The sequence below is a fragment of the Actinoplanes sp. NBRC 101535 genome, assembly GCF_030269225.1.
Taxonomy (GTDB): domain Bacteria; phylum Actinomycetota; class Actinomycetes; order Mycobacteriales; family Micromonosporaceae; genus Actinoplanes; species Actinoplanes rectilineatus.
Window position 1 is genome coordinate 183,200 of the sequence record NZ_BSSY01000005.1, and the last position, 22,299, is coordinate 205,498.

Consider the following 22,299-nt stretch of genomic DNA (forward strand, 5'->3'; position numbering starts at 1 on the left):
TTCCGGAACTGTCGAGAATTGCCTTGCAGGTAATTCTCAGCATCCGTTCTCAAGGAGAATCCGTGAAGGAAGAAAGCAAGCCGGCGCCCCGGCGCTGGCGTGGCCTGGCCATCGCCACCGCAGCCGCCGCCGTGCTCAGCGCCGGTGTCGTGGCCGCCAACGCCGCCACCGTCGACCGCAACGGCGGCGCGAACGGAACCCGGGCCGCGGCGGTCAAGAACCCGACCGGCGGCGCGAAGGGCGTGCAGGGCCTGGTGAACGCCGCGACCGCGTTCCTGGCCGCCCTCGACGAGGACCAGAAGAGCGAGGCGCTGCTGGAGTTCACCGAGGAGAACGCCACCGCCTGGTCCAATCTGCCGTGTGCGGACACCTGCCGTCCGGGCGTCGGCCTCGGTGACCTCGACGAGGATCAGCTCACCCTGGCGAAGGCCGTCCTGAAGGCCGCCACCGGCACCGGGACGGGCACCGGCTTCGACCAGATCCAGAAGATCGTCGCCGCGGACGAGGTCCTCGCCGCGGACGCCGGTTCCGCAACGCCCGGTGGTGGCGCGCCGTCCGCGGACCCGTCGGCGAGTGTCCCGGCCGACGCCCCGTCCGGCGGTCCCGGTGGCGGCGGCGACATGCCCGGCCTCACCTACGGCAGCGACTACTACTACCTGGCGTTCCTCGGCACCCCGTCGGCCACCGGCACCTGGGAGCTGAACTTCGGCGGCCACCACCTGGCCGTGCACCTGACGTACGAGAACGGCAAGGTCACCAGCGCCAGCCCGTTCTTCCTGGGCGTGGAGCCGATCAGCTACACCGCCGAGGACGGCACCGTCGTCGAGGCGATGGCCGCGCAGAAGAACGCCGTCGCCGCCCTGGCCGACAGCCTCACCGACGCGCAGGTGACCGCCGCGACGCTTCCCCAGTCGTTCACCGACGTGCTGGTCGGACCGCAGAAGGACGGCCAGTTCCCGGAGACCAAGACCGGCCTGGCCGCCAAGTCGCTGTCGGCCAAGCAGAAGAAGCTGGTCATGAACGTGGTCAAGCAGTGGGTCGGCAACGCCGACGACGCCACCACGGCGCAGCTGCTCAAGACGTACGAGTCCGAACTGAACCAGACGTTCGTCGGCCTGTCCGGCGGTACCGGGTACGACACGCAGGGCGACTACCTGCGCATCGACGGCCCGGGCGTGTGGATCGAGTTCGTCTGCCAGAACGGCGTCGTCTACAACACCGAGATCCACTACCACACGGTGTACCGCGACCACGTCCGTGACTACGGGGCCGAGTTCTCCTTCTGATGACCCTCCTCCGCATCCTTCGCGTGCCGGCGGGGATCGCGGTGGCGGTGACGGCGGCGCTCCTGTTCGGGGCGTCGCCGGCCGCTGCCCACCCCATGCCCCATACGGTGGTCCTGCTCGACGTGCACGAGACGTCGGTGACCGCGCACCTGGAGATCCCGCTCAGCGACCTCACCCTCGCCAGCGGTCTCGACGGTGACTTCGGCCCCTATCTGTCGGAGCACATCAAGCCGGCCACTCCGGACGGCACACCCTGGACCGTCACCGTCGGCGAGACGACCGTCGGCGAGGCCGAACAGACCTCCACCGGCCCCTACCGGGAACTCGGCGCCGAGGTCACGCTCACCCCGCCGGCCGGGGCCGACATCCGGCACTTCACCTTCGGGTACGACGTGGTCGTGCACCAGGTGGTCACGCACACCGTGCTGGTCTCGGTCCGCGAGGACTGGGCCGCCGGTCAGCTCGCCGAGAACGGCGGTGAGGCCGTCCAGGTGGGCACCATCGCCATCGACAACCGGACGCTGACCGTACCCGCGATGGACGTCGACCTCGACGAGGGAAGCACCTGGTCCGGGTTCCTGGCGATGGTCCGGCTCGGCGGCGACCACATCCTCGAGGGCACCGACCACCTGCTGTTCCTGCTCATCCTGCTGCTCCCGGCGCCGTTGCCGGCGCGCGGCGGGCGGTGGCGCGAGGTCAGCGGGCCGGGCACGGCCGTCAAACACATTCTGCGTACGACGTTGGCGTTCACTCTCGGGCACTCGGTGGCGCTGGCGGTCACCGCGCTGACCCGGGTGGACGTTCCGGCGTGGCCGGTCGAGGCGTTCATCGCCGCGAGCATCCTGCTCGGGGCGGTCCACGCCATCCGGCCGCTCTTCCCCGGCAGGGAGGCCGCGGTCGCCGGGTTCTTCGGGCTCGGCCACGGCATGGCGTTCTCGTTCACGCTGGCCGCGATGCAACTGTCCACCGGCCGGCTGGTGCTCAGCCTGTTCGGCTTCAACCTGGGCATCGAACTGGTACAGCTGATCATCGTGGTGCTCGCCCTGCCCGCCCTGGTGGTCCTCGCCGGAACCCGGATCGGCCCGGCCGTCCGGATCACCGGCGCGGCCCTCACCGGTGTGGCCGCGACCGGATGGCTGGCCGACCGGCTGGGCCTGGCGAACCCGGTGGCGACCGCCGCCGACGCTCTCGGCGCGCACACCACGCCGATGCTTGCGGTGCTGGCGGCCGCGTCGCTGGTGACGCTCGGGTACGCGTACACCGCGAAAAAGAGCACGGCCGGGACGGGCGCCGCGGTGGCCGAGAAGATCGGGGGCCGGCCGTGATGCCGGGCCGCGGAACGCTGCGGCGGGGACTGCTGGTCGCGGTGGCGGCGCTGGCCGGTGGCATGCTGCTGCCGGCCGCACCGGCCGTGGCGCACCCGCTGGACCAGGTGGTGCACGAGGTCACGCTCTACCCGGACGGCGGCGTCCTCGGCATCGAGGTCGACCTGCTTCCCGGCGCGCTGATCGCCGGCGCGTTCGCCCGCACGGTCGACACCGACGGTGACGGTGCGCTCAGTGCCGCGGAGATCTCCGCCCACGCCGCGACGGTCGTGAGTGCACTGTCGGTCACCGCGGACGGCGTGCCGGTCGTGGTGGAGGTGGGCCGGACCAGCTATCCGGACTACCCGGTGATGGCCGCCGGTGGGGGAGTGACCGCGATCCTCGCCTCGATCACGCTGCCCGCCGGGACCGGGACGATCACGTTCACCGACGGGTACCGCAGCGGCCTGAGCGAGACGGCGCAGATCGGTGTGGAGGTGGCCGCCGACGCCACCGTCGCCGCCGAGGAGATCGTGACCAGCGACGACGCCCGCACGGTGTCGTTTCGGACCGCGGCCCGCCAGGCGGTGGCGGCCGGCGACCAGAAGGAGTCCGGCGGTTTCACCGAACGTGCCCTGACGGCGTTGCGGGAACCGCTCGCCTCACCGTGGACGCTGGTGCTGCTGATCGGCGTGTGCGCCCTGCTCGGTGGCTTCCACGCGCTGACGCCGGGGCACGGTAAGACGCTGATGGCGGCCTACCTGGTCGGCACCAGGGGCACACCCCGGCAGGCGATCACGCTGGGTGGCATCATCACGGTCACGCACACGGCGTCGGTGATCCTGCTCGGCACCGCGGTGGTGCTGCTCGGCGACCGGGTGATGCCGGGCGTACTGGTTCCGGCGCTGGAGTTGACCGCCGGCGCGGTGGTGCTGGTCCTCGGCGTCCGGCTGGCCGTGGGCCGCTGGCGGGGCCTGCGATCCGGCGGGCACACGCATGACCACTCCCATGAGCACACGCATGACCATGACCATGCCCATGGGCACAGCCACAGCCACAGCCATCACGTTCCGCGCAGCCGGCGGGAGATGCTGGCGATGGGCCTGACCGGCGGCATGATTCCGTGCCCCGAGGCGCTGAGCATCCTGATCCTCGCCGTCGGCCTGCACCGCACCGGCCTGGGCCTGGCCATGATCGTCGCCTTCAGCGTGGGCCTGGCCGCCGTGCTGGTCGGCCTGGGCCTGTTCCTGGTGACGGTCCGCGGCGCACTCCAGCGGGTCCGCCCGGCCGGCGACGGCGTGCTGATCACCCGCCTGCCGCTGGCCTCCGCCGCCGTCGTGGTGGTGCTGGGCGCGGTGATGGTCTCCACCGGACTGGTGCACGTCGCGGACGCCACCGCCCTGTGACCGCTGGGGGCCGTCAGCTCACTGCGGGCCGCTGAGGTCCCGTGGCGGCCGGTACCGGAAGTCCCTGTCCTTCTCGGTGATCTCTCGCAGCACCCGGGCCGGCACGCCTGCCACCACCACACCGGGCGGCACGTTCCCGGTCACCACCGCACCCGCCGCGACCACCGAACCGGCACCGATCGTGACGCCCGGCAGGATCACCGCGTTCGCGCCGATCCACACGTCGTCCTCGATCCGCACCGGATCCGAGAACTGGGAACCGTCGCGGCGCAGGTCAGGGTGCACCGGATGCCCGGTGACCGTGATCGTCACGTTCGGCGCGATCATCACCCGGTCGCCGATCGTCACCGGCACGTCGTCGACGAGCACCAGGTTGACGTTGATGAAGACGTCATCGCCGAGGAAGACGTTCTTCCCGTAGGACACCTGCATCGGCGGTTCGACCCACACCCGCTCGCCGACCGCCCCGAGCCACTCCCGCAGCAGACGCTGCCGCTCGCCGGTGTCGGCGGGCCGGCTGGTGTTGAAGTCGTAGGCCAGTTCCTTGGCCCGGAGCCGCTCGGCGTCCAGCCCTTCCAGACCGGGCAGTGCGTCGGTGTACAGCTCGTGCGCGGCCATCCGGCGGCGCACCTCCTTCTCAGCCTCGCTCATGATCAACACGCTACTCCCGATCGGTGTTCCGGCATGCCCGGCTGAACGAACCCGGGGAGCCCACTCGTCGCAGTGGGCTCCCCGGGTGGTGCGCGACGGTCAGGACTCGACGGCGGGCGGTGTGGCGGTGGTCAGCCGGCGGGCGACCAGGAACAGCGCGTACCCGATCATGATGAAGATGACGCCCAGGCCGGCGGCCATCGCGGCGATGCCGAAGGAGACCACCGAGGTGAACAGCGAGGCCCGCAGGAAGCTGCCGTTCATCACGGTCTCCCGCTTCGGGTCCTCCTTGTCCAGCTCGGCGTAGGTCTTGCCGCCGCTGGCCGCGAGGGCGTGCTTCTCGATGACCTGCGCCTCCTGGTAGGCGCTGAACGGGCCGTTGATGTCGTCACCGGCGAGCCAGCCGGCGTCCTCCGAGACGGTGATCTTCTCGTCGGCGAGCTGGCCCTGCACGGTGAACCAGGTCGCCGCACCCGCGACCACCATGATCACACCCGCGGCGGCGACGGCGAGGGAGAGCAGGCGGACGAGACGCCCGATACGGGAGACGGTGTCGGTGGGGGCGGTGGCCTGTGCCATGGTGAACTCCACTAGCGAAACGAACGAGGTTGTTTCTTCGCCATGAAAGTCCCATCCCGGGGCCCCTCCCGCCCAAGGGCTAAAGTCCCGACCTGCCGGGCCTGGCGGCGGGGGAGGACAATGGCGGCATGTATGTGATCAGGGAACGGTTCTTCTCCGTCGGCGACGACTTCGACGTGATGGACGAGAACGGCGAGAAGGTCTACCACGTCGACGGCAAGGTGCTGAGCCTGCGCGACAAGGTGATCATCGAGGATCTCCACGGCGACGAGGTCGCCACCGTGCACCGCCATCTGATCTCGCTGCGCACCACCTACGAGGTGCGCATCGGCGGGGAGAAGGCGGCCGAGGTCCGCAAGAACCTGTTCACCCCGTTCCGCGACAAGTTCACCATCGACGTCCCCGGCCCCGACGACCTGGAGATGAAGGGTGACCTGCTCGACCACGAGTATGTGATCGAGCAGGGCGGCGTGGAGGTCGCGTCGGTCTCCAAGCGCTGGCTGACCATCCGTGACACCTATGCGGTGCAGGTCGCCCCGGGCGTGGAGCCGCTGCTCATCATCGGCAGCGTCATCGCCCTCGACCTGGCGCTGGAGCGCGCCGAGGACAAGAAGGACAAAGACAAGGACAAGGACGACGACTGACGGGTACGGGGGCCCGCGGGCCCCCGTGGTCAGCGCAGGCCGTCCAGGTAACGCTTGCGGACGGCCCCGAGTTTCTCCCCGGTCTGCTGGACACTCCAGAACGTCCAGCCGTTCTTGGCGACGCCGACCAGGTCGGTGACGGCGGGGGTCGGCGAGGCGAAGACCCGGCCGGTGGTCGTCTGGATGTGTCCGTCCGCGAGCACCTGCGCCTGGATCGTCTGGTTCTGGTGCCTGCCGACGAGTTGGGCGTTGGCGCCGATCAGGCCGTTGCGTACCAGGTGCTTGACCCGCACGGTGTGCATTCCCGGCCTCGGGGCGGGGATGATGCCGGACGGTGGGAGCAGGCCGAGCGCCTGCAGGCTCCACACCCGTTTCGCGATCTCCAGATAGAACTGGTTGCGCGCCTCCAGGAACGGCTGCATCGGAGTGTCCGCGGTGTAGGTCGGGACCAGCCCGATCAGCCCCTGCGCGGTCAGGAACAGCCGGAGGTGGGCGTTGCCCCCGGCGAGGAAGTCCGGGTTGAGCAGCCCGGCGAGCAGGGTGTCCGACCGGTACTGGTTCAGCTTCTGGGCCAGGGGGACACCGCCGTAGGTGCGGTTCTCCTTGCCGTCCAGGAGCAGCAGCCCGCCGATCTGGTGACGCAGGTGGCCGTAGTAGCGGGGATCCACACCGGCCGGCGGGGTGCTCGGGAAGAGGTGTTCGATCTCGAAGCCCAGGTCGCCGGGGCGCCGGGTCAGGAACCGTTCGGTCGGATCCTCCCTGCCGCCGCCGGTCTCCACCCATGCGGTGAGCCGGGCCAGCACGTACCGGACCAGCTTCTTCTTCCCGGTGTACGCGAGATCCGGGATCCGTTTGAGGCGCGCCGGCCAGGCCGCGGCGTGCGCCCCGAGAACCCGCCGCAGGTCGTCCTCGGAGGCGGCCTGCCGGACCGCGGGCAGCACCTCGGCGACCAGTTCGTCGACGGTGCCCTGGTCGGCCGGCTCGTCGTCGAGCGCCTGCGCCACCAGGAACAGGTCGAGGAATCCGGCGACCAGGGCGGCCTTGTTCTCCTGGACGCTCTTCGGGTCGCCGGGGCGGACCGCCGCGAACGTCAGGTCGAACTGGTCGGCGATCCCGTTGACCGCGGTGAAGCGGACCGCCCGCAACGACGGGTGCAGGCGGTTCCTCGCCCGCAGCAGCGTCACGTAGAGGCCGTGCAGCGGGTACAGCACCTCGGTGAACAGCCGGGACCGGTCACCGTTCTTCCGGTCCGGCCAGATCTGCGCGGCGTGCGCGTGCATCCACTCGTGGGTGGCACCGTTGATGCCCGCCGCCGACCCCGGGAAACGGGACCGCAGCACGGTCCGCACGTACGCGAACGCGGCACCCCGCTCGACGCGTTCCAGGTTCGCGACCATCGCACCCCACGAACCCTCCAGCATCCGGGGGTCGCACTCGGCGTCACTGAGCAGGTAGCGCTTGAGGTGATCCATCGGGGACAGGTGCACACCCCGGTCGTTGATCGACTGGAACATCTCCACGGCCCGGTCCGGGTCGCCGGCGTCCATCGCGACCAGCGACACCCGGTGCAGCAGCCAGTCCACGAACAGCCCGAGCACGTCACCGTGCAGGTCGTCCGGGAAGTGCGCGCCGATGTGCCGGTACGCCTCCCACACCCGCCGGATGTTCGGCGGTGCCCCGTCGGCGTCGAACTCCCGGCCGTGCAGCAGAGCGTCGAAACAGTCGGCGTAGTCGTTGACGTCCACCCGGAACGTACGGCGCCCGAACTGTTCGGACAGGATCAGCGTGGAGAGCAGGCCCGAACCGGTCCGCCGGCGCAGGAAGATGAGCAGCAGAAGCAATGTGATGATCCGCTGCTGGCCGTCCGCGAGGAATGTCCTGCCGTTCTCCTGATAGACGATGAACGGACCCAGGAAATAGGGGTCGTAACCGCTGACGTCGCCCGGTGAATGCTCGGCCCGCCACTGTTTCAGGAATTTGCCGGACAGGTCGGCCATCAGTTTCTCGACCTGCGGCTCCTCCCACACGTATTCGCGCTGGAAGTAGCCGAGTGCGAACGACGGCGGCTGGAACAGGTCGTGCACCGAGTGCGCCGACGCGTTGACCAGACTCTTGGATTCGCGATTCACGGGCCCTCGCTCACCGTCACGAGGGCCTTGGCGGCGACGACCGGTTCGCCGCCGCCGTGCCAGACGTAACCGGAGCGGACCACGGTCGCGGACGAGCCGGTCGCGGGCGACAGGCCGTCGGCCGCGTGGGCCTGCGGATCGAAGGCGACCGTCTCACCGGGGGTCCCGATCGGCCACAGACGCTTACGCTGCGTCTCCTCGGCGAACAGGGTGCTCACCTCGGTGATCGTCGCGCCGGCGGCCCGCAGCGCGTCCACCGCCACCGCGAGGTCCGCGACCAGCCGCGCCTTCTCGAACTCCTTGCCGGCCCAGGCGGACCCGGACCCGGCCGGCTCCTGGACGACGGCCGTCTCCACGAACTCGTACCGGTTGGCCGCGCAGCGGATCCGTGAATCCGCTTTCAGGCTCCGTTGATGCCTTTTCCACTGTCGATCGACATCGGTCCGGTCCACCCCGGCGCCGATCACCGCCCGTTTCACGTCGGCCGCCCGGACCGGCGCCGCGGCGATGCGGATTATCTCCAGGAACACCTGTCCGGGATCGCTGCCGAACTGCTGGAGAAGAACCTTCGCATCCACCGAATTCCACCTTCCGTCTGGTCCTGGGAATGGTAGAGGCGGATACCCCGATCCCGGCTGTCGGCAGATTGACAGGGGGACACCCCCGGGCGGTATCCCGGCCCGGCCCGCGATGCGATCATCGCCGATGACCCCCGCTCCCGTTCGAGCTTGGAGACACCACCGTGGAACAGCGCTACGCGACGAGCCCCGACCAGCTTCCCCAGTTCGACACCGCCGAGCTGCGCCGGCGGTACCTGGTCGAGGAGATCTTCGTCCCCGGCGAGGTGACCGCCGTCTACACCCACCACGACCGGATCGTGCTCGGCGGCGCGGTCCCGGCCGGCGCCCGGCTGCCGCTACCGGTCTTCGACGAGCTGCGCGCCGAGTACTTCCTGGAGAACCGGGAGCTGGGCATCGTCAACGTGGGCGGCACCGGCACGGTCACCGCGGACGGCGAGGAGTACACCCTGCCCAAGGGCGCCTGCCTCTACATCGGCCGGGGCACCCGCGACGTCGTCTTCGCCGACGCGGACGGCGAGGCGCAGTTCTACCTGTTCAGCGCGCCGGCGCACACCGCGTACCCGACGAGCCTGGTTCTGCGGGGTGAGGGCACCGTGCGGGAGCTCGGCGACCAGCTGACCAGCAACCGGCGGTCGCTGAACCAGTACATCCACCCGAACGGCATCCGGTCGTGCCAGATCATGATGGGCGTGACCGAGCTGCACCCCGGCTCGATGTGGAACACCATGCCGGCGCACACCCACGACCGGCGCACCGAGTGCTACCTGTACTTCGACGTGCCGGCCGACGCCCGCGTGATCCACCTGCACGGCGAGCCGTCGGAGACCCGGCACCTGGTGGTCGCCGACCGGCAGGCGGTCATCTCCCCGTCGTGGTCGCTGCACTCCGGCGTGGGCACCGCCGCCTACTCGTTCATCTGGGCGATGGCCGGCGAGAACCAGTCCTTCGACGACATGGACGCCGCCCCGGTGACCGCGATGCGCTGACCCGCGGACAGCGCGGTGGATCGCCCGCCCGGTGATCCACCGCCGCTGATCTCTACGGTGGGGTGGTGACCGCTCTTCCCCACGCTCAGGACATCGCCCGCCGGTGCGGCGACTCCGGTCCGTTGACACCGGCGCCCAGCCTGTCGCACCAGGTCTACCTCGGCGCCCGCGTCGTGGTGAAACTCATCGACAGCGTTGGCCACTCCCGTCTGGACCGCGAACTCGCCCTCGCCCCGCACCTGCCGCCCGGACTGACCGCGCCGCTGCTGGCGAGCGGCCGGCACACCGTGGACGGCCGCGAGATGCGGTACGCCTGCTACACCCGGATGCCCGGGGTCAACCCGGAACCGGACGCCGCCACCGTCCGCTCGTACGCCGAGCAGGCCGTGCACCGCCTCCACATCCTGCACACCTGGACCCCGCCGCACGCCGTCGTCGGCACACTCGGCGAGACCCTCGACCACGGCGGGTTCACCACCCGGGAGGCGCTGCTCGCCGGCATCGAGGAGCTGGCGGCGACCGGCCGGGTCCCCACCTGGCAGACCGGCGTGCTCCAGAGGATCGCGCAGGAGGCCCCGGTGGCGTCGCCGGTCACGGTCCCGGTGCACGCCGACTGCCACTGGGGCAACTGGCTCGCTGACGGCGGACGGCTCACCGCGCTGCTGGATTTCGAATGGGCCCGCTTCGGCGACCCGCTCGACGACTGGTTCTTCCTGATCGGCGGTCCCGGGCCCCATCAGGACGCGGCTTGGGACGTCGTCGCCCGCGAGACCGGCATCGCCCCGGACGTGCTCGCCGCGCAGTGCGAGGTCCGGCATGCCGCGTACCTGGTCGCCGACATCCTGCTCGGCGTCACCGGTTCCGGCCTGCCAGAGACGATCTTCCAGCAACGATTGGAGAGTCTCGCCGGTCTGACGGCCGCACGCCGATGATGTCGTACCCCCTCGCTACGGTCTGCGGGTCGGGAACGCGGGGAGGCGGGGACCACGGTGGCAGGCAGGGCAGTGGGCGGGGCACGGAAACCGGTCGTGATCGAGGGGCTCGTCTGTGACGACCCGGCCGTGATGGCGTGGGCCGACGGCGAGCGGGACCGCTGGCTGGCGCGGGCCGCCGTCCTCGACGCAGGGCCGGCGCAACCCGACTGGCCCAAGGCCGTGACCTCGGCCGACAAGCTCGGCGACCTGACCGGCCCGCAGCGGGTCTGGCTGATCGCCGAGGGCCCCGAGGGTCCGGCCCGCGCGCTGGTCGCCGGGTCCGGTGATGCCGGCCGGCACCAGGCGATCGACGTGGCCCGGGTCGCCGCCGCCCGGTTCGAGGTGGACGCCCTGCGGATGATCCTCGGCTATGTGGACTACCACCCCGACACGATGGGCGCGCTGGTGCTGCCGTTCCGCAGTCCGCAGGTCGCCCTGGTGGTCGCCGGCTGGCTGCGCCATCTCGGGTCGGCCCGTCTCTGGGCCCGTCTCTGGCTGACCCGGCATCCCGGTTGCGCGGCCCGGGCGCTGCTCCCCGTCGCCGCCGGCCGTCCGGGCAAGGCACGGCAACAGGCCGAGGAGGCGTTGCTCTTCCTCGCTGCCACCGGCGCCGGGCCGTTGATCCTGACAACCGCTGCGGGGTACGCGCCGGAGCTTTACCAGCTGGCGACCGGATTGCTCGAACCCCGTTCGCCGGGGAACGAGTCGACTGCGCCTTCCGGCGTACTCAGGAAGGGCAGTGTGCCGCAGTGGTCGCAACCGGACGCCCTGCCGGAGATCCTCCTGGCCGGTGGGGGTGTGATGCCGGAGGACGAGGTGATGTCCCTGGTGGGGGCGTTGACCCGGTCGCGTCTGGCGGATCCGCCGGAGCCCGCGCCCGGCGACCCCGACCCGCGCGACGGTGGCGTCCCGGTGGCGGTGGAGTCGTCGGCGGCGGTGCAACCACTGGTCGCGCCCGCCGAACCGGAGGCGGCCAAGCTCATCGCGCGGGCCGACCCGGCGAGTGTCGCGCGGTTCGGGCGGGCGCTGCTGGACGGCTGGCTGACCGACGAGATGCCGGCGGCCAGTGCCTGGGTGGTGCTCGCCCAGGCCCACCTCGGCGACGAGGCCACGATGGAGCAGCTCGGTCCGCTGGTCCGGTCCTGGCCGGGGCGCAGTCGCTACGCGCGGGCGATCGACGGGTTCGCGGTGCTGGCCACGGTCGGCGCCGACGCCGGGCTGCGGCACATGCTGGCGATGGAGGAGAACATGACGGGCGGCGCGATGAACGATCGTGCGCTCGACTACCTCCGGCAGGCGTGCGAGCGTCGCGGGCTGACGGTGACCCAGCTCGCCGACCGGCTGGCGATCACGCACGGGCTGGACACCGGGGTGACCGTCGACTACGGCGGCCGGACGTTCACCGTGGCCGTCGACGAACACCTGACCGCCTCGGTGGTCGCCCCGGACGGCCGTCGTCTGGCTCGGCCGCCCAAACCCGGGGCCAAGGACGCCAACCCCGGCGCCTATCAGGAGTTCCTGCAGTTCAAGAAGGATCTGCGGGCGACCGTCGTGGCGCGGGCCGCCCGGTTCCAGCAGGACATGCACCGGCGTCGTCTGCGCCCGGCCCGCGACGTGCCGGCGGTCCTGGTGCCGCACCCGATTCTGGGGCCGATCGCCCGGCGCCTGCTCTGGGGTGAATACCGCGACGGCCGGCTGCTCCGGGCGGTGCGGATCGCCGAGGACGGCAGTTTCGCGGACATCGACGACGCGACCGCGGCGGTCGACGGTGACGCGTGTCTCGGCGTGGTGCACCCGGCGGACCTGCGTGGCGACCTCGGCACCTGGGCGCAGATCTTCGCCGACTACGAGATTCTGCAGCCGTTCCCGCAGGTGCACCGTCCGGTGGTGATCCTCGGCGAGGAGCAGCTCACGGCCACCTCGCTGCCGGGCCTCGGGCTCGGCCCCGGCTCTGCTCCGGTTCCGGCAGAGGCGATCGAGGGCCTGCTGAGCGGGCCCGCCTGGTACGGCAACGGCGACGGCAATACGCGCTACCTGCACACCCGGATCCACCGGCAGCTGGCCGGCGGCTGGACGCTGCTGCTGGAGCTCGACCCGGGCATGCGGACGCACAGCGGCGCGCCCGACCAGCGGATCACCGAGATCTGGCTCGACGAGGCCGGCTCGGAGCACTGGCAGCCGGCCCGCCGCATCCCGATGGGCGCCTGTGACCAGGGGGTTCTCTCGGAGGCGCTGGTACAGGTGCACGCTCTCGCGCACTGATTCGTCATCTGCCGGCAACCGATCCGAGAATGTCTGAAACAAGAACGTCTTGCCTCAGACATTCTCGGCCCATAGGATCGGATCATGTCGCCCCATGCCGAGCCCACCGCCCGGACGGCCGCCCCGCCTCTGCCCGAGGCGAGCCCGCCGGCCGAGATGGCCATCTACCACCTACCGACCGGCACCTTCGAGAAGCGGGCCGGCTTCGCCGTCAAGGGCGGGTCGTTCCGGGACAAACGACGCTTCGCCGCGTCGTCGGTCCTGGTGCGGCATCCGCACGGCGATCTGCTGATCGACGCCGGTTTCGGCACCGGCATCGCCGAACACGTCTCGATGCTGCCCTGGCTGACCCGCCCGCACTACCGGATCGGCCGGACCGTGCGCGAACAACTCGACAGCCTCGGCTACGACCGCGGGCGCCTCCTCGGGGTGCTGCTGACCCACACCCACTGGGACCACGTCAGCGGACTCGATGGCCTGCGCGGCGTCCCGATCTGGATGACCGCCGCCGAACGCCGGCACGCCGCCACCGACCCGTCCGGCAAAGTCTTCCGGCACGTCGCCGCCGGCCACGACATCCACGAGTACGGCTTCACCGGCCGTCCCCACCTGGGCTTCCCGAGCAGCTTCGACGTGTACGGCGACGGCTCCGTGGTGGTCGTCCCGGCCGGCGGCCACACCCCCGGCTCGGTGGTCGTCTTCGTGACACTGCCGACCGCGGAACGGTACGCGTTCGTCGGCGACCTGACCTACGAGATCGGCGACCTCCGCCGCGCCGCCGACCGCCCCCGGCTGGCGAGCCGCTTCACCCACACCGACTTCGAGCAACTGCGCCGCGACCTCTGCCGGATGAGCACCCTGGACGGGCCGGTGCGTATCGTCCCCGCCCACGACCTGGGCACCTATGCGAGCATCCCGAGGCTGACGCCCGAAGCCGCCACCTCACGACGGTAAGGCTACGGTTCACCCATGCACAGCCCCTCGATCGACTCTGAGGTCACCTGGCTCCTGCATCGCGCGGCGCAACGGATGCGCTGCGCGAGCGGTGAGCAGGCCGAGAAGCACGGGCTCGCCCTGCGCGACTACATCGTGTTGAACGCCCTCAGCAAGACGCCCGGCCTCACGCAGGGCGAGCTGGGCAAATCCCTCGGGCTGGACAAGACCACCCTGATGAGCCAGCTGGACGGGCTGGAACGCCGCGGCCTGGTGGTCCGCCACAACGACCCGCGTGACCGGCGCCTGCGCATCCCGGTGATCACCGAGGACGGTGAGGCGTTGCGGACCACGGTGGCGGCGGCCTGCGTCACGGTGGAGGCGGACCTGTTGGGGGCGTTCACGGCGGACGAGGCCCAGTCACTGCGCCACATGCTGGTCACGATCATCGGTGCGACGCCGGACCGGGGCTCCTGCCTCTGAGGGGCCGGCCGGTCCCACCGGCCGTCGTCGTGTGAGCGGTCGGCTCTGTCCTGTCGGCCGTCGTCGTGTGAGCGGGCGGTCCTGTCCTGTCGTCTCGGTCCTGTCGGCCGTCGTCGTGTGAGCGGTCCCGTCCTGTCGGCCGTCGTCTCCAGCGTGGTCCGGGCCGTTGCCGCTTCGTATGCATGTGGCTGTTGCAGGCCGGGTCTCGCTGACCCGCTTTATCATCTTGTTTCGTCGAATGCCGCGCTTCGAACACTTTGCGTGCCCCGGACTGCGGCCGCGCCGTGACTCCCCTTGTCGCCGGAACCGTTTCGTGCGACGCGTGGCCGTAGCGGGTTGCGGTGCCGGCCGTGCGGCCGGGATGTTGTCAGGCTGAGCGTCTGTGCGGCTGGGCGGCGAGAGCCCGGTGCCGGCGGACGGCATCGCGGTTGGCGCATCGCGTCGAGCAGTACCGTTGGCGGCCCGTCCGCGACACGTCCGCGAAGATCAGTGTGCAGGGGCCGACCGCGCACCTTCCGAGCCGGTGCATGCCGCGACCGGCCAGGTGCAGGGCGGTTCCCACCGCGAACAGTGAATGCAGCACCTCTCCGAGCGGCCGCCCCGGATCCCGGTAGTGCAGATGCCACCCACCAGCATGATCGGTCAACCGTGGATAGGCGGCGGCGACCGCGAGCATCCCGTTGAGCAGCCCGGCCCGTGCCGTGTCGTCGCCGGCGTCGACGATCGCCTCCCAGGTGTCCAGAACGTGACGGAGGCGTACCACATCGTGGTCTGTCACCGGCGACTCGAGGACCAGGCCCGCCTCCTGGCAGCGCCGCGCCAGGTCGGCGGCGTCGCGGGGCCGCCGGTTCGCCAGCGCCGCCGCCAACGTCACCGCGGCCGCGCCGTAAGGGTTGAGATGCATAAGACCATTACACCAGTCTGGGTCGCATGTATCGATGGACGGTTCTGGCCGTGGCGACGTTCACGCAGGTCACCGCCGCTTTCTTTGTCCAGGGGCTGGGGGCGCTCGGCGTCGTACTCCGCGACGACCTGGACATCAGCGCCGCCCAGCTGGGGTTGCTGGTCTCGGCCGCGCAGCTGGCGCCCCTGGTCGGGCTACTGGTGGCGGGCGTGCTCCTGGACCGCTTCGACGAACGTTGGGTGGTCGGGATCGGCGCTGCCCTGGTGGGTGCCGCACTGCTGACCGGCACGCTGGCGCCCGGCTACCCGGCGTTGCTGATCGTCCTGCTGGTGGTCGGCGCGGGCTACAGCACCATCCAGCCGGGCGGCAGCAAGTCGGTGGCGTCCTGGTTCGACGATTCCCGCCGCGGCCTGGCGATGGGCATCCGGCAGGCCGGACTTCCGCTCGGCGCGGTGGCCGCGGCGGCCACCCTGCCGCTGATCGCCGCCGCGGCGTCCTGGCGGGCCGCGATCTTCGTGGGCGGAGCGGTGGCCATGAGCGGGGCGATCGCCTTCATGCTGGTCTACCGCTCACCGGCATCCCCGTCGAACCTGCCGGTGCCGCCGATCGTTCCGAGCCCATCGAGCCCATCGAGCCCATCGAGCCGGTCGGTCCCGTCGAAGCCGCCGAGCCCGTTGCCCGTGTCGAGCCCGTTGACCGCAGCGGGCGCGTCGAGTCCGCCGAATTGGTCGACTACGTCGAACCTGTCGAACTCGTCGAGTCCGCTGAGCGCGGGGGAGGGAAACCGCGCCGGCTCTCAGGCCGGCGTTCGTGGCGACCGCCGGGAGGTGCCCATGCGGTTCGCGGTCGTCACCGGCACTTGCATGGTCGCCGTGCACAGCGGCATCGGCCTGCTCACCGTCCTGCACCTGCACGAGCAGGCCGGCATGACGGCCGCCGCAGCCGCCGCCGCACTCGTGGCCGTTCAGTTCGCCGGTGCCGCGGGCCGGATCGGACTCGCCGCCCTCAGCGATCGTTCCCGGTCACGCGCCACGGTGGTGACCGCCAGCATGCTCGCCGTCGCCGGAGGCCTCCTGGCCCTGGTCACCCCGGCCGGCCGTCACCCGGTCACCGCGGTCCTGCTGTTCGTGTGGCTCGGCTTCTTCGGTATCGGCTGGTACGGACCATGGATCGCCATCGTCGCCACCCCCGGCAGCACCGGCTTCTCCATCGGCCTGGTGATGGCCGTCAACCAGATCGCGGTAGTGATCGCCCCGCCGCTGCTCGGCCGTCTCCGCGACGTCAGCGGCGGCTTCACCGCCGGTTGGGTCCTTCTGATCGCCCTGCTCACGCTCTCTTGGGGGTACGCCGTGAAGCACTCCCGAACAGGACGCCTTCGACGAACAGCTTGTCGAGCTGCGCAACCCCGCCCACCGGGCCCGCACCCCCGCCCATGGGTGACGGTCTCTCCTCGGCACGGGCGATGACCGCGACATGTGTCCATGGCTCTGTGAGTCGAAGTGGGGCGAGGTGAGGCCCAGGTGTCGTGTGGACCACGCCGCAGCACGTCTCCCACTTCTCTGCGAGCTTCAGGTCAGCCGGCCGTCACCAACTGGGCCGCGGCTACCGTGACCAGCCCAGCACCGAACAGTGTGATGCCGCCGGCGGCGATCAGCGGCGTGACCCGGCTGGCCAGCCGCAGCGTGGACTGGGTGCGGACACTCTTGGTGACCAGCGAACTGCCGGCAACCGCGAGTACGCCGACGCCGAACAGGACGACGGCCATGCCGATTCCGAACGTGAGCACGAGCAGCAGCGCGAACCCGGCCCGCCCCAGGAACAGCCCGGTGGCCAGCACCAGGAAAGCCGCCGGGGAGGGCGTCAAGCCGCCGGAGATGCCGAGGAGGAGGAGTCCCGGTTTCCGTACATGATCATGGTCGTGTCCGTGATCTTGCCCGTGACCATGGTCGTGCTGGTGACCCCTGTCGTGTTCCTGATCGTCCGCGTGCACCTGGTCGTGTCCGGTTCCGTGGTCGTGTGAGCGGCCGTGGTCGTGACCATGGCCGTGTGAGTGCCCGTGGGAGTGGCTGTGTCCGTGCAGGTGACGGCGCAGCATCCAGACGCCGGTGCCCAGAATGATCACGCCGGCGATCACCTGCAGCCAGCCGGTGAGCTGCTCCATACGTACGAAATCAGAGAGTGAGAAGAACGTCCAGGCCACGCCGATGACCAGAACGGAGAAGGTGTGCATGACCGCTACCGAACCGCCCAGCCAGGCCGCGTCCCGGATCCGGCCGCGCGAACCGGCCAGGTAGGCCGCGGCCAGGGTCTTGCCGTGACCGGGAGTGACCGCGTGCCAGGCGCCGGCCAGGAACGCGATCACGAAGGCCGCCGGGGCGATGCCGGGCGTGTGGATGATGTCCTGCAGGCGGTCGGAGAGTTCGGTGACGTTCACGCGGTCACCGCCCGGCGGCGGCGCTTCGCGGTGGCCAGGATTCCGGCCAGGGTGCCGGCGACGAGAATGACGGCGAGCAGGATGCCGCCGATCTGCAGCAGGGCGCTGCGTCCCCTGCCGACCGATTCGGCGGGGGGCGCGCCGGTGAGGGTCCACTCGTGGGTGTCGTCACCGCCCTCGTAGACGGCCCGCTGCCCGGACGGTCCGGTGGCCAGGGTGCGGTAGGCCGGGTTCAGGTCGGTCAGCGTCCGGACCGCGACCGAGGCGGTGGTGACCGGGCCCGGGCAGGTGAAAGCGGCGGTGGCACCCTTCAGTGCGAGCGCGCGGATCGGCTCGACGGCGCCGGTGCATTCCTGGGCGCCGGTACGCACGGTGATCCGCTGCAGGAGATAACCGGTGAACTCGGCGGACGCGCCGACGACGCCGGGATCGGTGTAGCGGTAGTCGACCGTACCGTCGGTGGCGAGCCGGTCGGACGGCAGCAACCCGAGCGAGACGCCGAGCAGGGTGAGGTCGTCGGGGCCGCCGACGCGCCACTTCACGTGGACGACGTCGGGATGCTGCGCGTCGACGGCGATGTCGACGGTCTGCGGGTCGCCGAACGGGTGGGCCGAGGCGGGGCTCGGCATGAGGACGGCGGCTCCGGCGGCCACGAGGGTCACCAGCACGCGAGTGCCTGGGAGGGACACGGTTCAGAACTCCTGGAGCTGTCGAGCACACCAACGGCGTTCAGTCTCCGGGTAGTGGGTGGGCGGTTCATGATCTTGAAAAGGCCCGCATGTGAACACTGCATGGCTCGCAGCGGCAGGCCGGTGCCACGGGCGGGAACGGGGCATCCCGCCCCCGGCCGAGCCGCCGTCCGGGATGCTGGGGGGTGACCGTGGTCGTACCGTCCGGCTGGCTGGTCGTACCGTGCTGGTGGGGGTGACCGCGCCTGCACCCTCCTACGGGGGGAAACGCGGCTGTACCGTCCGGCTGGTGGGATCGCAGTCGGACTGTTCGGCTGGCGGGCCGCGGTCGGACTGTTCGGCTGGTGGGCCGCGGTCGGGCCGTCCCGCTGGGGACTTCGGTGGCGGCGGGCCGCGTACCAGAGCATGATCGTGTTTTGTCGGTTGATCTTCTCGTGTTCCCGGAGGACGTCATTCTCACTGTCAACGCCATCGCCGCGACCTCGGCCACCGAGCCGCTCGTCCGCACCACGCTCGAACGCCGGGACGTCGGGCCGCACGACATTCTGATCGACATCGCGTACGCGGGTATCTGCCACTCGGACATCCACACCGTGCGGGGCGAGTGGGGGCCGGTGCCGTACCCGCTGACCGTCGGCCACGAGATCGTCGGGCACGTTGCGGAGGTCGGATCCGCGGTGACCCGGCACGCCGTCGGCGACCGGGTCGGCGTCGGCTGCATGGTCAACTCGTGCCGGACCTGCGACAACTGCCAGGCGGGGTACGAGCAGTACTGCGCGCAGGGCAACATCGGCACCTACGCGGCGACGGACCTGGACGGGACGATCACGCAAGGCGGCTACTCCACGCACGTGGTGGTCAACGAGGACTTCGTGCTGCGCGTGCCGGAGTCCCTGCCGATCGAGGCCGTCGCGCCGCTGCTCTGCGCGGGCATCACGACGTACTCGCCGCTCGCCCACTGGAAGGCCGGCCCGGGTACGAAGGTGGCGGTCGTCGGTATGGGCGGCCTCGGGCACATGGCGGTCAAGTTCGCCGCGGCGATGGGCGCCGAGGTGACGGTCCTGTCGCAGACCCTGAGCAAGAAGGACGATGGCTTGGCGTTCGGAGCGGCGCACTACCACGCGACGAGCGACCCGACCGCTCTGGAAGGCTTGAAGAACACCTTCGACCTGATCATCAACACCGTCAGCGCGTCCCTGGACATCGGCGCTTACCTGCGTCTCCTCCGCCTGAACGGCACCCTGGTCGCGGTGGGCGCCCCGCCGGAGCCGCTGCCGGTCCAGGTGTTCACGCTGTTCGGCAACCGCCGCTCGTTCGCCGGCTCCAGCATCGGCGGCATAGCCGAAACCCAGGAGATGCTGGACTTCTGCGCCGAACGCTCGATCGTCTCCGAGGTCGAGGTGATCAACGCTGACGCGGTCAACGAGGCGTACGAGCGTGTCCTCAAGTCCGACGTCCGCTACCGCTTCGTCATCGACGTGGCCTCCTTGCGCTGAATACTGTCCGCACGGAGGCCTTCGTCGGCCCTCCCGCGCTGGTCCTCGTCGGTCCTCGTTCGCAGTGATCTGCGTCTGCACTGAGTTCTGTCCGTTCTGGGCGATGTCCATCCGTTCTGAGTTCTGTCTGCCTTGAGAATCTCTGCACCGAGGTCGACGACTGTGCAGAGGTCCGTTGGCGTCGATGGCTCTGGCCGGGCCCTCCCTGGGTCCGGCCCGTCTTCGAGTTCGGTCCGAGCCGGCTACCCGGTCACCAGCCCACCTCGAGCCGCTTCCCGGTTCTCGGCCCAAGTTGACCTTCCCATCCTCGGTTCAGCCCGAGCCTGCCTCCCCGTTCCCGGTGGGCAGCTTCTTCCCATCGGCGCCGGTCGCAGCCAGGTCGCTGACAGCGCCCGCCCCGAGGTCGAACCAGAACAGCACAACGGTGTCCCCGCCGACGCTGAGCGTGTGCTGCCGAGCGATGAAGCTCTTGCCCCCGACCTTCCCGGTGATCTGGGTAGCCGCCCCGGCGTAGTAACCGAACTCAGGAACCAGGACCCCACTGTGATCCGCCAGCGCGTGCACAGCATGGAACCCGGGCGAGACGTCCGGCGCGTTCACCTCGTTGATCCCGACCAGCCTCTTGACCTGCCCCGACGGAGCCCGCAGCCCGGCATTGACGCCGAACCGGATCCCGGGCAACGCCGAGCTGTTGAGCGGACTCAGGAACAGCACGATCTCCCCGCCCGCATGCATGACCCCGGTAGGCACCACAGTCCCCGGAATCTCATCGATCGATGAACTGCTCACAGATCCCTGTGCTGAAGTCCCGTCGTCCGCCGAAACGCCGCCCCTTCGACCGCCGCTCGCCGACCCGACGTTCGTAGTCCCGCCGACCGCCTGGCCGCCGGTTGCCGCCTTGCCGTCCTTCTGGTTGCCGCCCACCGGTCCGCCGTTCCATCGGGCGCCGTTCGCCGAAACGTCAGTCGATCGGGTGCCGTATGCGGTTCCGCCGTTCGCGCGGCTGCCGGTTACCGACATCCCGGTTGTCTGGCCGTTGGCTGCTGGGTCGTTGCTCATCGGCCTACTGTTCGCAGCGTGGCCGGTTACTGGATCACTATTCGTGTGCCTACCGGTCACCGATATTCCGGTCGTCTGCGTGCCGGTCGCCGAGTTGTTGCTCGCCGGCCCGCCGTTTGCCTGGCGGCCGCTTCCCAGTTCGCCGCTCATAGACCCAGCGGTCGACGGCTCACCATTGACCGAATTGCCGGCTGCCCCGTTGCTGACAGCCGGGTCGTCGGCCGTCGTGTTGCCGTTTGCCAGGCTGCCGTTCGCCGGGATGCCGCTTGTCGGCCCGTCCGGCTGGCCGGTCGTCTCAGCCCCGGCGGTACCACCGGCCACCAGCGCCACGAGCGCACCGGCGACCACAACGGTCGATTTAACCGTCCTCATCAGGCCACCTCCTCCTCCCTTCGATCCTCGCGGAGAATCCCTTACTCGTCCCCGAACTCACCGTTCTTCCTTCGACGCGACTCGGAGGAAGAGGCACATCCAGGTGGTTGTCCACCGAGTTCGTCACACGGTGAAAGTCAGCCGTAGCCGAGTGGAAGTCAGCCGTAGGAGAATCGACCGGGACGTCGCGTTCCGGTTTTCCGAGGCGAATTCCTAGTTGCGGGACGACCGGGCGGAGTGCCGCGGTCCGTGACAGGGAAATTCGACCTTGATCCCCGCTGCCTCGGTGATCAAGCCGTGACGGGGATTCGGCGTCATTGCCTTCTCCCGTCTGACGCCTCAAACCCTCGGGCCTGTTCTCGGCCGGGCCCTGTTCTCGAGTGGGTTCGACCGCGGGTGGGTTCGACCGCGGGCGGGCATGTCCTTGATCCGACCGCGGGCGGGCCTGTCCTGGGGCGGGCTCGACCGTAGGCAGTGAGACGAGCGTGTCCCCGTGCGAGCCCGGCGAACCGGCACCGCGGGCTCCGACCTGTGAGGCTGAAGTCGGGGGTGAGGCGGCGGAGCGCTGTGGTTTCTGGCGAGCGGACGAGGCTCGGCGGCATCGTCGTTGCCCCGGAAGCCCGAAGATCAGTGCGGCGCCGACCGTCACGTGCATGGCGATCAGAGCCAGGCACCCGCCGGTGGTGGTGGCAGCGAATGGGCCGACCAAGCAGAGCAGCAACATGGTCACCGCGATGAGCCGGAAGGCACGGGCCGGGCGATGCAGGCGGCTCTCCAAGAGGGCGAGAAGAGCCCACGCGGCGAGCCCGGCGAGCAGGGCCGTCAGCACGACGACCGCCGGCCCGACCTCACGGACGTCGTCGCCCTGGCGGACGGTCAGGTCGGTGCCCGTGCCGACGACGTCGACGGTCCACAGGAGCAGCGCTCCGCCGGCTCCCGCGACAACGGTGAGGGCCCGGCGGGAGCGTCGCACGGTGGCGCGGGTTGCGGGGCGGGTGGTGGTGTCCGAGGACTGTCGCGGCTCGTTCGTCATGCCGATGAGGATTGCGCTCCGGCGTGGGCGCGCACATCCTTCTCCCGGTCTCGCGGGGCCCTTCCAAGGAAGGGGGGTGAACCCCTACTTTGGA

Annotated in this window: 20 protein-coding genes; 11 read left to right on the forward strand and 9 right to left on the reverse strand. The window is 70.4% G+C overall.

Annotation, left to right across the window (positions count from 1 at the left end; translation table 11 throughout):
• The first annotated feature begins 62 nt into the window (after window positions 1-62).
• Genes QSK32_RS15725 through QSK32_RS15735 form a run of 3 tightly spaced genes read left to right on the forward strand, consistent with a single transcriptional unit; the run spans window position 63 to window position 3,996 of the window.
• Entirely contained in the window at window positions 63-1,286 is a 1,224-nt protein-coding gene (locus QSK32_RS15725) for a DUF3500 domain-containing protein (RefSeq protein ID WP_285472324.1), read from the forward strand.
• Entirely contained in the window at window positions 1,286-2,611 is a 1,326-nt protein-coding gene (locus tag QSK32_RS15730) for a HupE/UreJ family protein (protein WP_285472325.1), read from the forward strand. Before QSK32_RS15725 ends, QSK32_RS15730 begins: the two co-directional genes overlap by 1 nt.
• A complete protein-coding gene (locus QSK32_RS15735; protein WP_285472326.1) occupies window positions 2,611-3,996 on the forward strand; it encodes a HoxN/HupN/NixA family nickel/cobalt transporter in 1,386 nt (461 codons plus the stop codon). Before QSK32_RS15730 ends, QSK32_RS15735 begins: the two co-directional genes overlap by 1 nt.
• A gap of 18 nt (window positions 3,997-4,014) precedes the next feature.
• Here QSK32_RS15735 and QSK32_RS15740 read toward each other — a convergent pair whose 3' ends face one another.
• Together QSK32_RS15740 and QSK32_RS15745 are read right to left on the reverse strand one after the other, a co-directional pair.
• Window positions 4,015-4,647: a sugar O-acetyltransferase gene (locus tag QSK32_RS15740; protein WP_045741727.1), complete on the reverse strand. Its 633-nt coding sequence runs from the start codon at window positions 4,645-4,647 to the stop codon at window positions 4,015-4,017.
• Between the two features lie 99 nt (window positions 4,648-4,746).
• Complete coding sequence (locus tag QSK32_RS15745; protein WP_285472327.1) at window positions 4,747-5,226, reverse strand: aromatic ring-opening dioxygenase LigA; 480 nt, start codon at window positions 5,224-5,226, stop codon at window positions 4,747-4,749.
• A 128-nt stretch (window positions 5,227-5,354) separates the two neighbouring features.
• On the opposite strand from QSK32_RS15745, the gene QSK32_RS15750 reads away from it, so the two are divergent.
• On the forward strand, window positions 5,355-5,870 hold the full coding sequence (locus tag QSK32_RS15750) for an LURP-one-related/scramblase family protein (RefSeq protein ID WP_285472328.1): 516 nt from the start codon (window positions 5,355-5,357) through the stop codon (window positions 5,868-5,870).
• Window positions 5,871-5,899: 29 nt separating this feature from the next.
• Here the strand turns inward: QSK32_RS15750 and QSK32_RS15755 are convergent, their stop codons facing one another.
• Window positions 5,900-7,999 (reverse strand): GmrSD restriction endonuclease domain-containing protein, encoded by a 2,100-nt coding sequence (locus tag QSK32_RS15755; RefSeq protein ID WP_285472329.1) that lies wholly within the window; start codon window positions 7,997-7,999, stop codon window positions 5,900-5,902.
• Window positions 7,996-8,577, reverse strand: coding sequence for a hypothetical protein (locus tag QSK32_RS15760; protein ID WP_045741730.1), 582 nt, complete (start codon window positions 8,575-8,577; stop codon window positions 7,996-7,998). Before QSK32_RS15760 ends, QSK32_RS15755 begins: the two co-directional genes overlap by 4 nt.
• Window positions 8,578-8,741: 164 nt before the next feature.
• Here QSK32_RS15760 and kduI point away from each other — a divergent pair, with 164 nt between their 5' ends.
• From kduI to QSK32_RS15785, 5 genes are all read left to right on the forward strand, one after another.
• Window positions 8,742-9,566 carry a 5-dehydro-4-deoxy-D-glucuronate isomerase gene (gene kduI / locus QSK32_RS15765; protein WP_045741731.1) on the forward strand — a complete coding sequence of 275 codons (825 nt, stop codon included), beginning with the start codon at window positions 8,742-8,744 and terminating at the stop codon, window positions 9,564-9,566.
• A gap of 65 nt (window positions 9,567-9,631) precedes the next feature.
• Window positions 9,632-10,498 (forward strand): phosphotransferase family protein, encoded by an 867-nt coding sequence (locus QSK32_RS15770; RefSeq protein ID WP_285472330.1) that lies wholly within the window; start codon window positions 9,632-9,634, stop codon window positions 10,496-10,498.
• Window positions 10,499-10,594: 96 nt separating this feature from the next.
• Window positions 10,595-12,802: a DUF4132 domain-containing protein gene (locus tag QSK32_RS15775; RefSeq protein ID WP_285472331.1), complete on the forward strand. Its 2,208-nt coding sequence runs from the start codon at window positions 10,595-10,597 to the stop codon at window positions 12,800-12,802.
• 84 nt (window positions 12,803-12,886) lie between these two features.
• On the forward strand, window positions 12,887-13,756 hold the full coding sequence (locus tag QSK32_RS15780) for an MBL fold metallo-hydrolase (RefSeq protein WP_045741734.1): 870 nt from the start codon (window positions 12,887-12,889) through the stop codon (window positions 13,754-13,756).
• A gap of 15 nt (window positions 13,757-13,771) precedes the next feature.
• On the forward strand, window positions 13,772-14,218 hold the full coding sequence (locus tag QSK32_RS15785; RefSeq protein ID WP_045741735.1) for a MarR family winged helix-turn-helix transcriptional regulator: 447 nt from the start codon (window positions 13,772-13,774) through the stop codon (window positions 14,216-14,218).
• Between the two features lie 367 nt (window positions 14,219-14,585).
• On the opposite strand, the gene QSK32_RS15790 is transcribed toward QSK32_RS15785, so the two are convergent.
• Complete coding sequence (locus QSK32_RS15790) at window positions 14,586-15,122, reverse strand: CGNR zinc finger domain-containing protein (protein WP_285472332.1); 537 nt, start codon at window positions 15,120-15,122, stop codon at window positions 14,586-14,588.
• Window positions 15,123-15,148: 26 nt separating this feature from the next.
• Between QSK32_RS15790 and QSK32_RS15795 the strand changes: the two genes are divergently transcribed.
• Window positions 15,149-16,588, forward strand: a complete 1,440-nt coding sequence (locus QSK32_RS15795) for an MFS transporter (protein ID WP_285472333.1) — start codon at window positions 15,149-15,151, stop codon at window positions 16,586-16,588.
• A gap of 107 nt (window positions 16,589-16,695) precedes the next feature.
• On the opposite strand, the gene QSK32_RS15800 is transcribed toward QSK32_RS15795, so the two are convergent.
• Together QSK32_RS15800 and QSK32_RS15805 are read right to left on the reverse strand one after the other, a co-directional pair.
• Entirely contained in the window at window positions 16,696-17,556 is an 861-nt protein-coding gene (locus QSK32_RS15800) for a nickel/cobalt transporter (RefSeq protein ID WP_285472334.1), read from the reverse strand.
• Window positions 17,553-18,224, reverse strand: a complete 672-nt coding sequence (locus tag QSK32_RS15805; RefSeq protein WP_045741737.1) for a hypothetical protein — start codon at window positions 18,222-18,224, stop codon at window positions 17,553-17,555. The genes QSK32_RS15800 and QSK32_RS15805 overlap by 4 nt, the downstream gene beginning before the upstream one ends.
• Window positions 18,225-18,697: 473 nt before the next feature.
• Between QSK32_RS15805 and QSK32_RS15810 the strand changes: the two genes are divergently transcribed.
• Window positions 18,698-19,741, forward strand: a complete 1,044-nt coding sequence (locus tag QSK32_RS15810; protein WP_045741823.1) for an NAD(P)-dependent alcohol dehydrogenase — start codon at window positions 18,698-18,700, stop codon at window positions 19,739-19,741.
• A gap of 312 nt (window positions 19,742-20,053) precedes the next feature.
• On the opposite strand, the gene QSK32_RS15815 is transcribed toward QSK32_RS15810, so the two are convergent.
• Complete coding sequence (locus QSK32_RS15815) at window positions 20,054-21,172, reverse strand: hypothetical protein (RefSeq protein ID WP_285472335.1); 1,119 nt, start codon at window positions 21,170-21,172, stop codon at window positions 20,054-20,056.
• The gene (locus QSK32_RS15820) at window positions 21,159-22,205 is read right to left on the reverse strand and encodes a DUF6069 family protein (protein WP_285472336.1); all 1,047 of its coding nucleotides are present in this window, start codon (window positions 22,203-22,205) and stop codon (window positions 21,159-21,161) included. The genes QSK32_RS15815 and QSK32_RS15820 overlap by 14 nt, the downstream gene beginning before the upstream one ends.
• Window positions 22,206-22,299 lie beyond the last annotated feature (94 nt).

Excerpts from the sequence above, each read along its gene's own strand:
- QSK32_RS15780 (WP_045741734.1), top strand. The coding sequence starts at position 12,887 with ATGTCGCCCCATGCCGAGCCCACCGCCCGGACGGCCGCCCCGCCTCTG.
- QSK32_RS15745 (WP_285472327.1), bottom strand. The coding sequence starts at position 5,226 with ATGGCACAGGCCACCGCCCCCACCGACACCGTCTCCCGTATCGGGCGT.
- QSK32_RS15790 (WP_285472332.1), bottom strand. The coding sequence starts at position 15,122 with ATGCATCTCAACCCTTACGGCGCGGCCGCGGTGACGTTGGCGGCGGCG.
- QSK32_RS15785 (WP_045741735.1), top strand. The coding sequence starts at position 13,772 with ATGCACAGCCCCTCGATCGACTCTGAGGTCACCTGGCTCCTGCATCGC.
- QSK32_RS15820 (WP_285472336.1), bottom strand. The coding sequence starts at position 22,205 with ATGACGAACGAGCCGCGACAGTCCTCGGACACCACCACCCGCCCCGCA.
- QSK32_RS15795 (WP_285472333.1), top strand. The coding sequence starts at position 15,149 with ATGTATCGATGGACGGTTCTGGCCGTGGCGACGTTCACGCAGGTCACC.
- QSK32_RS15730 (WP_285472325.1), top strand. The coding sequence starts at position 1,286 with ATGACCCTCCTCCGCATCCTTCGCGTGCCGGCGGGGATCGCGGTGGCG.
- QSK32_RS15815 (WP_285472335.1), bottom strand. The coding sequence starts at position 21,172 with ATGAGGACGGTTAAATCGACCGTTGTGGTCGCCGGTGCGCTCGTGGCG.
- QSK32_RS15735 (WP_285472326.1), top strand. The coding sequence starts at position 2,611 with ATGCCGGGCCGCGGAACGCTGCGGCGGGGACTGCTGGTCGCGGTGGCG.
- QSK32_RS15750 (WP_285472328.1), top strand. The coding sequence starts at position 5,355 with ATGTATGTGATCAGGGAACGGTTCTTCTCCGTCGGCGACGACTTCGAC.
- QSK32_RS15740 (WP_045741727.1), bottom strand. The coding sequence starts at position 4,647 with ATGAGCGAGGCTGAGAAGGAGGTGCGCCGCCGGATGGCCGCGCACGAG.